The 8,859-nt window shown below is 70.6% G+C and carries 7 protein-coding genes; 2 read left to right on the forward strand and 5 right to left on the reverse strand.

What is annotated here, in order from left to right:
• Positions 1 to 127 precede the first annotated feature (127 nt).
• On the forward strand, positions 128 to 1,183 hold the full coding sequence (locus ABH935_RS21540; RefSeq protein ID WP_370379705.1) for a glycosyltransferase family 2 protein: 1,056 nt from the start codon (positions 128 to 130) through the stop codon (positions 1,181 to 1,183).
• Between the two features lie 579 nt (positions 1,184 to 1,762).
• On the opposite strand, the gene ABH935_RS21545 is transcribed toward ABH935_RS21540, so the two are convergent.
• The 5 genes from ABH935_RS21545 to ABH935_RS21565 form a co-directional block, all read right to left on the reverse strand.
• Positions 1,763 to 3,004 carry a cytochrome P450 gene (locus ABH935_RS21545; RefSeq protein WP_370379706.1) on the reverse strand — a complete coding sequence of 414 codons (1,242 nt, stop codon included), beginning with the start codon at positions 3,002 to 3,004 and terminating at the stop codon, positions 1,763 to 1,765.
• Positions 3,001 to 3,576, reverse strand: a complete 576-nt coding sequence (locus tag ABH935_RS21550; protein WP_370379707.1) for a TetR/AcrR family transcriptional regulator — start codon at positions 3,574 to 3,576, stop codon at positions 3,001 to 3,003. Before ABH935_RS21550 ends, ABH935_RS21545 begins: the two co-directional genes overlap by 4 nt.
• A gap of 99 nt (positions 3,577 to 3,675) precedes the next feature.
• Positions 3,676 to 5,205, reverse strand: a complete 1,530-nt coding sequence (locus tag ABH935_RS21555; protein WP_370379708.1) for an oligosaccharide flippase family protein — start codon at positions 5,203 to 5,205, stop codon at positions 3,676 to 3,678.
• Complete coding sequence (locus ABH935_RS21560; RefSeq protein WP_370379709.1) at positions 5,202 to 6,614, reverse strand: O-antigen ligase family protein; 1,413 nt, start codon at positions 6,612 to 6,614, stop codon at positions 5,202 to 5,204. The genes ABH935_RS21555 and ABH935_RS21560 overlap by 4 nt, the downstream gene beginning before the upstream one ends.
• A gap of 13 nt (positions 6,615 to 6,627) precedes the next feature.
• Positions 6,628 to 7,497, reverse strand: a complete 870-nt coding sequence (locus ABH935_RS21565) for a hypothetical protein (protein WP_370379710.1) — start codon at positions 7,495 to 7,497, stop codon at positions 6,628 to 6,630.
• 226 nt (positions 7,498 to 7,723) lie between these two features.
• Here ABH935_RS21565 and ABH935_RS21570 point away from each other — a divergent pair, with 226 nt between their 5' ends.
• A complete protein-coding gene (locus tag ABH935_RS21570) occupies positions 7,724 to 8,446 on the forward strand; it encodes a hypothetical protein (RefSeq protein ID WP_370379711.1) in 723 nt (240 codons plus the stop codon).
• The last annotated feature ends 413 nt before the right edge of the window (positions 8,447 to 8,859 follow it).

Raw genomic sequence — 8,859 nt, forward strand, 5'->3', positions numbered from 1 at the left:
GGTGGCCGGTCGGGTTCCGCGTCTTCGGGCGCGGGGGCCGGCCGGCCGCTCGCTGGTTTGTTCTTGTTCTTGATCTTGATCTGTTGTGACGGCAAGTCTTTAGCGGCGAGGGACCGGGCGGATTGTTATGGGCAGTGTCAGTGTCGTGATCCCGTGCTACCGGTACGGGCACTTCTTGGCCGACTGCGTGCGGAGCGTGCTGGACGAACAGCCCGGCGTGGACGTACGGGTCCTGATCATCGACGACGCCTCGCCCGACGACTCGGCGGACCGGGCCCGGGAGCTGGCGGCGGCCGACCCCCGGATCACGGTGCAGGTGCACGAGGCCAACCGGGGGCACATCGCGACGTACAACGAAGGGCTGCTGGAGTGGGCCGACGGGGACTACAGCGTCCTGCTGTCGGCCGACGACCGGCTGACGCCCGGGGCGCTGGTGCGCGCGACGGCGCTGCTGGACGCGCACCCCGCAGTCGGGTTCGTCTACGGGCACCCGCTGACCTTCCAGGACGGCTCCGCGCTGCCGCCGGCGCGCGGCGCGGACTGGCACAACGGCCAGTGGGCGGTGCGTCCGGGCCTGTGGTGGCTGCGGCGCCGCTTCCGCACGGCGGAGGGATGCATCACCTCGCCGGAGGTGGTGATCCGCACCTCGGTCCAGAAGCGCATCGGCGGCTACGACCCCGCACTACCGCACTCGGGCGACATCGAGATGTGGATGCGCGCCGCGTCCGTGTCCGGCGTCGGGCACATCCGCGGCGCGGACCAGGCCTACTACCGGCGGCACGGCGCGAACATGTCGACGGTCGACTTCGGCGGCCAACTCGACGACCTACGGCAACGCCGCGCAGCCTTCGAGTCGGTCCTGGTGAAGTGCGGCGACGCCCTACCGGACGCCGAGGCGTGGGCTGCGGACATGCGACGGAGGCTGGCGCGGCAAGCGCTACGGCGGGCGGTGCGCGCGTACGACAAGGGGCTGACGGGCACGGTTCCGGTGACGGAACTGGTCGCATTCGCGGAGGACTGCTGGCCCGAGTACCGACGGCTGCCGGAGTACGCGGGCCTGAAGGTGCGGCGCGCGGTGGGGGAGCGGGCGATGCCGTATTTGCGGCCGCTGGTGGTGAGCGCGGCGGTGAATCGGGGGCGGGAGTGGGTTTGGTGGCAGTCTTGGCGGCGGCGGGGGTGGTAGGAGTGCGCACGCCGACCGCGAACGAACGGCCGCGAATCGCTTAATGACTGGCTGCCGATCGAACACCGCTGGCCGATCAGTTGCCGAGCACCGCTTGCGTCGCAAGCCCAGTCGCGCCGCTCGACTGCTAGCCGTGTGCTGCCGACCGAGCACCGAGTGCTGACCGACCAGCTGCCGAGTACAGGTCGCGCCGCGAACTCCTGGCCGCGCCGCTCGACTGCCGCCAGCCGAGTGCTGCCGACCGAGCACCGAGTGCTGGCCGATCAGCTGCTGAGTACTGGTCGCGCCGCGAGCCCCTGGCCGTGCCGCTCGACTGCCGCTAGCCGCGTGCTGCTGCGCGACCGCCGACCATCGAGCGCAGGCTGACCGGCTGGCAAGGATCGGCTGATTGCCGCTCGGCTGCTGCTGGCTGAATGCTGCCGCGAGACCGCAGACTCACCGGCTACCGAGCACCGGTCGCGCCGCCGATTCGCTGCTCGACTGCTGCTGGAGGCGTGTTCTCGGGCGCTGACCGGTTGCTGATCGGTGACTGCCGGCTGCCGCTGGCGGCGGCTGGCCAGCAAGAGCCTCGCGTGCCCCTCAGCCAGCGCTCACCGGCAGCTGCCGCAGCCCCCTGATCGTGGACCCCGACTTGCGGCGCACCGGGCCCGCGAGCTTCAGCTGCGGCATGCGTTCGGCCAGCAGCTGCATGGCGATCGTCAGCTCCATGCGGGCCAGGGGTTGGCCCACGCAGTAGTGGGCGCCGCTTGAGAAGGCCAGGTGGTCGGCTGGGTCCTTGCGGTCGATGTCGAAGTGCTCCGGGTGGTCGTAGACCTCGGGGTCGCGGCCGGCGGCGCCGAGGAGGGTCACCACCCATTGGCCTTGCTTGATGTGGTGGCCTTCGAGTTCGACGTCTTCCAGGGCGATGCGGCTCGTCGCCTGGACCGGGGGGTCGTAGCGGAGGGCCTCCTCGACTGCCTTCGGGGCCAGGCGTTCGGGGTCCGCGCGGAGCGCCTCCCACTGGTCTGGGTTGTTCAGGAGGGCCAGGATGCCGTTGCCGATGACGTTGACGGTGGTCTCGAAGCCCGCTATCAGCAGGAGGAAGACCATGGGTTCCAGCTCGCTCGGCTTGACCTGGTCGCCTTCGGCGGCGATCAGGCGGCTGATCAGGTCGTCGGCTGGTTCGCGGCGGCGGAGCGCGAAGAGGTTCTCGAAGAGGGTGTGGAGTTTGGCGTCCGAGGCGGCGAAGCGTGCGGCCTGGCGCAGGGACTGGATGCCGTCGAGAGCGCCGCCGATGACGGCGCCGTGCTCGGCGAACTCGCGGCTGTCGGCGTCGGGGATGCCCAGCAGTTCGGTGATGACGCTGATCGGCAGCGGTGCGGCGAAGCCGGAGACCACGTCGAAGCGTCCGCCGGCGGACGCGGACGCGCGGTCGAGCAGTTCGCCGACCGTGCTCTCGATCCGGGCCCGGAACGCCGGCAGCGTCTTCGGGCTGAACGCCGGTTGGGCCAGCCGCCGCAGCCGCGTGTGGTCCGGCGCGTTCATGCCGAGGAACGACATGTCCAACTGCTCGTCCTGCACCACCCCGAACCTGCGGTCCCGCAAGACCGCGTCGCACACGCGGTGGCTCGTCGTCGACCAGTTCCCGCGCGGCGTCAGGGCCAGCGTCCCCCGGTCACGCATCCGCCGGTAGATGGCATACGGATCCTCGCGCCCCTTCCGCGTCATGAGCATCGCCATCGGCTCGCGCCGCACGTGGGCCAAATACCGTGTGCTGGCGCGTTGCGTATAGAGGGCCGCCGCGAATCCGGCTGTCTGCGAGAAGTCAGAGAACTTGCTCATGCCCGCACGCCCAAACCGTGCAGCAGAGTGCTGAGCGCGAGATCCGGCGCGTCGAGCGGCGCCAGCTTCCCGAACTGTACGGAGTCGGCGGCCGTGTAGACGAGCGAATACACCGTCTGCAGCATCCACCAGTCCGGCGTCGACGCGGCGAGCAGCCCCTGGCTCCGCGCCCGGTTCAGCACCGCGAGGCAGCGCTTCTCCGCGTCGAGGTACCGCTCGGTGAGCTCGTGGTCCTCGTCGAGCACGGGGTTCCGCCACAAGAACGTCAGCTGCGGCCCGCTCTCGATCATCGCCGCGAGCAGCTGCCGCAGCCCCGCCTCCGTCCCGGGCTCGTCGGCGACGCGGTCCACCGCCTGCCCGTAGATCTCCGTCGCCCGCAGACCCACCGCACGCACCAGATCGTCCCTGGTCGCGTAGTGCTTGTGCAACGTCGTACGGCTTATCCCGGCGGCCTCGGCCACCTCGGCGAGCGAGGCGCCGGGCTGGGCCAGGAGCACTTCCGCGACGACGTCGAGCAGGGGCCGCTTCATCGCACGTCGGGAGCGGCCGAGGAGGCTGGACTGAACACTCATGTTCAGAACGGTACGTCAACGTTCTCCGCTGGGCAATGATGTATAGGTATGAACGCCACTGACCAGCCGAGGATCCGCACCTGGACGCATGATCCGCACCTAGACCGAGGCCGACTCCCCCGAAGCGAGGCGCTCGTCGGCGATCGCGGGCAGCGGCGTCGCCTTCGAACGCCGGCTGAGCCGGGATCCTGCCGTGCCCCACAGCTTCCGCATCGCCGACGCGGGCACCGCGACCGGCACGTACGCGGCCATCGCCGCCAGGCTCGCCCCGGCCAGCGCGAGGTCGGAGTCGCCGGCGACGTGGTTCACCGCCATGGCCACCGCGACCACCACGGCGCCGCCGATGATCGGTCGCCAGGCGACCGCGAAGACGCGCAGCGGGTGGATGCCCACGGCGCGCAACGTCAGGAGGTAGGCCGGGCCGATGAGGCCCGCGGCGACGATGACGTGGCCCAGGCCCACGCCGCTGATGCCGTGCCGGTGCGCGCCGATGATGAGCGCGGGGATCAGCGCGGCCAGCCAGATCGCCTGGACGGTCAGGAGTGCCCGGGAGCGTCCGGCGGCGACCATGAAGTCGTAACAGAGCTCGAAGATGATCCGCAGCAGGCCGAGGATCGCCAGGTACCGCAGGGCCCCGGCGGCGCCGGTCCACTGGTCGCCGTAGACCGAGCGGATGATCGGGCCCGGCAGGGCCGTCAGGAGCGCGCAGGCCGGGACCGAGGCGATCAGCAGCGGCGACAGTCCGCTGGTGAACCCGTCGGTGAGGGTCTGCGCGGAGACAGCAGCGCGGGAGAAACCGGCGAAGGAAACGCGGCGCGCGGTCTCGGAGATCGCCCGGACCGGCCAGCTCGACATCGTGAACGCCACCCGGTACAGGCCCAGCGCCACCGGGCCGAGCGTCGCCCCGACCACCGCGCTGTCGGTGTTCATCGTCGCCAGGACGAACAGGCTCGCGCCGGCCAGCGGGGCGCCGTAACGGACGAGTTCGCCCGCCACCGCGCGGTCCCAGCCCGGCCGCAGATATCCGGGGGCTGCGATACCGCAGCCGATCAGCGCGACCATCACGCCGGCCACACCGCCCCAGGCGAAGCTGGACGCGCCCCAGCCGCGGAACGCCAGGATCAGCGTCAGGCCGGAGCTCACGACGAAGGTCAGCAGGTCGATCGTCAGTCGCGCGCGCTGTCGGAACTCGCGCATCAGCACGGCGTTCGGGACGCACGCTACTCCGTCGACGACCACGGCGAAGCACAGGATCCGCAGCACACCGGTCGCGTCGGGGGAGCCGAGCATGATCGCGATGTCGTGTGCCAGGAACCAGAGCGCGACGTACAGCAGCGTGCTGGACGCCGTCGCGAGGGTGACCACCGTCGGCGCGAACGTGCGCGGATCGCGGTCCCAGCGCACCACGGCCAGGCTGACGCCCAACTCGTTGAACGACAGCAGCACCGCCTGCGCGACGCCGCCGACCGCGTACAGGCCCCAGTCCCGCGGCGTCAGCGCGCCGCGCGCCAGGATCACGCCGGTGGCGAAGGTGCCGATCCGGATCAGCAGGGTGTTGATCAGGCTCCACTTGGCGGCGGAGCGGACCCGGTCGCCGAGCGACTCCGGGGCGGCTTGCGTCTGGCTCATCCGGTACCTGCCTGGGCTCGGGCTCTGGCGGCGGCTTCCGAGCGGGCTATGCCTAAATAAGCACCCGAACAGCCGAAGAGGAGGAAGAGCAGTCCGCTGAGCATCGGGAAGCTGAGCGTGTCGAAGGTGGCGCTGATGAAGAGCATGACCGCGAACGCCGCGGCGAAGCACTGGCCGAGGTCGCGATACGGCTCGTCCACGCTCAGCTTGCGGCCCAGCCGTCCGGCGCGGATGCCGGTGAAGTAGATGACGAGCACGGCCAGGACCCCGACGACGCCGACCTCGACGAGCGCGAGGAGGTAGTAGTTGTCGGTGTAGCGGTAGAGGCTCGGGATGAAAGTGGCCGGGCCGCGGCCGAACCACGGCCTTTGTTTGATGTACGGCGCGACACCCGCATAGTCCTTCGTGCGGGCCTGCGAACTGTTGTCGGAGGTTCCGGAGGCCGAGGAGAACAGCACCAGGATGGTCCCGAGCAGGCCCGGGACGAGGACCCGGACGGCCGCGGCCCCGACCAGCGTCATGAGGTAGGCGGGCCGGCGCCGGGCCTTGGGCCAGGACGGCATCAGCACCGCCAGGACCACGACCAGGCCGATGATCGCGGTGCGGGACACCGTCATCGGCAGGCTGATGATCATGGTCGTCACCGGGCCGTAGCGGCGCAGCATGTTCTTCAGCCCGGAGCCCCACCGCGCGGCGTCGCCGGCCTGCTGGAGGGCGAAGGGCAGGTGGACCGCGATCACCGCGCCGAACTCCAGCGGCTGGGTGGTGGTGGCCTGCGCGCGCAGGTGACCGCCGCGGGCGCCGGTGGCGGCCGGGTCGCTGTTGGTCGCCAGCCCCGGGATGATGACGTGCTCGGTCAGCTGCCAGCCGGAGAAGAACTCGAAGATGCCGATCACGGCCACGACCGTGCCGAGCAGGACCAGCCGGCGCAGCAGGACCTCCAGGCGGGCCCGCTCGGTGATCCCGGCGGAGGCCACGACCACCAGGCCGCACCAGATCAGCATGAGGATCAGGGCCCTGTCGGCGGCCTGGGTCTCCAGCGGGCTGGCCGAGCGGCCGGACAGGCCGATGTAGGACAGCGTGAAGGCGACGGTGAGGACGCACATCGCCTTGCGCACCGAGCTGGATCCCGGGTCGAGGCTGAGGCGCCCGGTGAGCCGTCCGGCCAGGAACCACAGAAGAGCCAGGACCGAGAAGATGGTCGCCGGGGCACCCAGGGCGCCGAGGTTGGCGAACGTCTGGGTGGCCGGGGCCAGCATCACCAGGACGGCGTAGACGGTCAGGATCGAGGTGGCATCCCGCTTCGGGGGTTTCGCATCCGGCACGGCCAGCTCGGGCTTGCGGGCCGGGGTGACGTCGCCGCCGCGGCGGATGGGGCGACGCAGGCGCGGAGGCGCCGGAGCGCTCACGTCCCGCCGCCCGTCAGCGCGAGCCCGGATCGCGATCGGTGACCGCGAGGTGTTCGAGCGGGAGCGGCTCGATGTCGATCCACGGCTCGGTTTCATCCTCGTCCTCTGGATCGAACTCGGGATCGCGGTAGCGGGGGAGCTGGGAGGCGGAGGACAGGGCCGGGGTGCGCCGGGCCAGGGTGCCGTTGCCGGCGCTCGCGGTTCCGGTGCCGTTGCTGTTGCCGTTTCCGGAACCGATCCGGCGTCGCGGCTGGCCGGCCCGCTCGCGGGCCCGGCGCAGCGCCATCGCCTCGCTACCGAAGACCGAGAGGAACAGGATCGCCAGGCCGAAGACCCCGGCCCCGGCCACGTCCTCGAACTTCTTCTTCATCGACGTCGTCGGCTTCTGCGGCGGCACCACGACCACCGCACGGATCAGCGTCGAGCTGGGCAGCGAGGCCGTGGTGCTGGTCTGGATCACCGCGAGCTGCTCGATCGCGTACTTGTCGAACGTCTGCAGCTCGGTCAGCACCAGGTTCTCATTCTTGCCGCTCACAGTCAGGGTGAGGAACGGCCCGGAGGCATTCGGCGCGAGCTCGGCCGAGGCCGGATCGACGACCCCCCGCGCGGCCAGATCGGCCGCCGACTGATCGGAACCCAGGCGGCGCGCCAGAAAGTCCGCCATCGGCGTCAGCGAACTGTCGAAAGCAAGGAACGGATTCCCGGTCCGCTGGTTCGCACTGGCAGCCGCCGACGAGTTCAGAAGACTGATCGTCGACGTGGTCTGATACGTGGACGAGATCATCGTCCAAGCCGCCCCCGGAAGGGCGACCGCCACTATCAGCGCGGGGATGGACACGTACCATCGCCGCAGCATGACGCGCAGCATCGTGCCGAGATCCATGGTCCCCCCACGTTTCGCTTCGGCCCGCGTGCCGAATCCCAAACGGAACCCGACGGTGGTCCATGATAGGGCCGTATAAGGCCACGGGGAAGGAAACGGACAAGGTCGCGGTTGAGGGGATCTCCCTCCGCCGACAGCCTTCCGCACCGCCCCACCGGCCTGCATCATCGAGAACGTCGTCGCGAGCCACCACCGGCACCCGCGACCCAGCCGACAGGGGGCGAGTGTGAGGGCGCACGACGAGCTCGGCGGCCGCAGCACGACGCAGGGCTGGCGCAACACCCGCGTGGCCCGCGAGGTGCGGCTCCGCGCGCGCGCCTGGTGGCTGGCAGTGCCGATCCTGGCGGCAACGATGGCCGGCGGCTACGCCGCAACCCACCCCGCACCCCGCTACCGAACACAGGCGGTGGTCCAGGTCGAGGCCCCGGCAGTGGAGCAGGCGAAGGCGGACAACCCGAACCCCTACGCGGACCAGAAGGCCTCGCTGGCAGCCACGGCGGCCCTGATCGCCGAGGGCCTGTCAAGCGATTCGAGCGCCGCGCAGCTACACGCGGCAGGCATGGCGGCGGGCTACTCGCTAACGCCCCGCAACAGCGGAACAACGCAGGAGCCGTACTACTGGCTGCCGCGCCTGGACATCACGGCAGACGGACCAAGCGTCGCAGCGGCCTCATCGTCGCTGAAGATCTTGCTGAACGCCCTGAACGCAGACCTCGACGACCTACAGAACCGAGTCGGAGTCGACGCCGGAGACCGAGTGCGGACGCAGCTGCTGGTATCGCCATCGACGGGCCCGGTGCCGGTACGAAAGACGAGGGCACTGGCGGGCGTACTACTGATCGGCGGCGGCGCTGCGGCGCTGATCCCCGGATGGGTGCGGCGGGAGGCTCGGCGCCGGAGTGAGAGCCGGGGCGGGCGCAGGTTGGAGGTTGCGGGGGCGGAGTGGTGAGGGTGGTGACGGGCCAGCGTGGCCGACCACGTGGTGAGTCGTGTCCGAAGGACCATGCGGGGTGTTGGTTCTGGGTCCCTCGCCGCGTCGGCGGGCTCTGCCAACCTGCCCGGGCCGGTGGTGTCCAGCCGAACGGAGAACGACCACAGCAGCAGCGATGCGGCTGGACACCACCAGACCGGGCTGGTTCCGTCTACGGCGACGACGCGGCGAGGGACCCAGAACCCGGCGACCACAAGCAACACCGCCACCGGACAACGCAACGCAGGCAACAGCGGATACAAAGCCGACCAGTCGCGGACCGCCGCCAAACAGCCCGACGCGCGGGTCGCCCCCTCGCTGTAGAGCGCCCGCCGGAGGCCTCAAGGCACCCACCACGCACGACGATTGCCGCCTACGACATGCGCAGTGAC

Origin of the sequence: Catenulispora sp. GAS73, assembly GCF_041262085.1 — a bacterium.
Lineage (GTDB): Bacteria > Actinomycetota > Actinomycetes > Streptomycetales > Catenulisporaceae > Catenulispora.